The 1,662-nt window shown below is 32.4% G+C and carries 1 protein-coding gene; it reads left to right on the top strand.

What is annotated here, in order from left to right; translation table 11 throughout:
- Positions 1-130: 130 nt before the first annotated feature.
- Entirely contained in the window at positions 131-1,432 is a 1,302-nt protein-coding gene (locus tag MV052_RS06080; RefSeq protein WP_297441967.1) for an IS1380 family transposase, read from the top strand.
- Positions 1,433-1,662 lie beyond the last annotated feature (230 nt).

Raw genomic sequence — 1,662 nt, 5'->3', positions numbered from 1 at the left:
ACCCCAATGATTCCATACCAAATTAGACAACAAGCTTGATTGCTCTATAATTAGGTACTTTAAAGCGAAAAAGTCACACTTAAAACTTTCACCTATCAGGTGTAACTTTTTCCAAAACGAGAGAATTATAGTGCAAACAACATTAAATTTCAAACTACAATCCACAAACGAGAAATTAACACCAAGAACAGGTGTAGCAATACTTGGAGAATATCTCAAAGGTATGAAGCTTGAAGAGCTTTGCAATGTTAATATTCCAAAAGCTAAACGCAACAATGGCTACACAGCCTTTGAGTTTATCTATCCACTTATTCTGATGCTCCATAGTGGTGGTAGATTTCTTGATGACATCAGAGAGATAAAAGTAGATAAGGTGCTCACTACACTTTTAAAAATTAAAAATATTCCAACAGCAAATGCATTCTCAAAATATCTTCGTAAACATGGAACTAACGGTGAGGAGGGAATAAGAAAGATAAACAAGCAATTTTTAAAAAGATTCCTAAAAAGCATTAAAAACAAAGAGTTGATTTTAGATATTGATGCAACTTTTATAGAAGCACATAAGAATACAGCAAAGTGGTCATATAAAGATGCGCCTGGCTATATGCCGATGGTGGGGCATATCAATAATGGTTGGGTTATTGATGTAGATTTCAGAGAAGGTAACGAGGCTCCAGCAAGTAAGAACTTAGAGTTCATTAAGCAGTGCGTGTTACAACTTCCACTTGGAAAAAAGTTTGACAGATTTCGTGCAGACAGTGCATCCTATCAAGCTGATATATTTAACTACTGTGAAAAAGAAAATATACTTTTCACAGTAACAGCTAAAAAGAATAAAAATGTGTTTGACTCTATCAAAAGCATAAAAGATGACGAGTGGAAAACTTTTTCTACGAGAGAAAAGATAGCAGAGTTTACTCACACTATGCAAGATACAGATAGTGCTTTTAGAATGATTGTGATTAAAAAAGACATCACACCAACACTTCCAACACTAGAAGAATATATCTCAGATGAAGTGATGATTCAACATCAAGATGAAATTTATTACTGTATTGCTACCAACGATAATGACTTGACTCCAGAGGAGATAATTAAACTCCATCGTCAACGGGGTGAAACAAGTGAAAACAAGATTAAAGAGCTAAAAAATGGTTTCAATATGAGCTACCTGCCAAGCTCAAATCTTGAGGCAAATGCTTTTTATTTTTATATTGGAACATTGGCATACAATCTTTTTTTAATGTTTAAGCAAATTTTAGATAAAAATTTACACAAGCACACAGTAAAAACAATCAGATATAAGCTCTATAATATAGCAGGTAAGGTTATCTCTCATGCAAGAGAGAGAATACTTAAAGTAAATGAAGAGTTTTTAGAGATGCTCCAAAAAATACGAAGATTAGCTTATGAAGAGAGTTTACAATGAGAATAAATTTTCACCTGAAAAAGCCAACAATAAGTACAATGAACTTTATTATGACAGTAAAGTATTGTCAAAAAAACATCATTTCTGCACTAAAAGTGCAAAATTCAAAAACAATGGAGTTAAAAATATATAAAAGATGATTTATTAGCCTTTTTAGGTGTTTCTGGCTTCAAAAAAAGATGAAATTTTATGAATTTGGAGGTATGATGATTGTTATGGAATTATTTGGG

Source organism: Sulfurimonas sp. (assembly GCF_026988655.1).
Lineage (GTDB): Bacteria > Campylobacterota > Campylobacteria > Campylobacterales > Sulfurimonadaceae > Sulfurimonas.
Note: the sequence above shows the minus strand (reverse complement) of the source record. Positions and strands in the feature narration are given on the sequence as shown.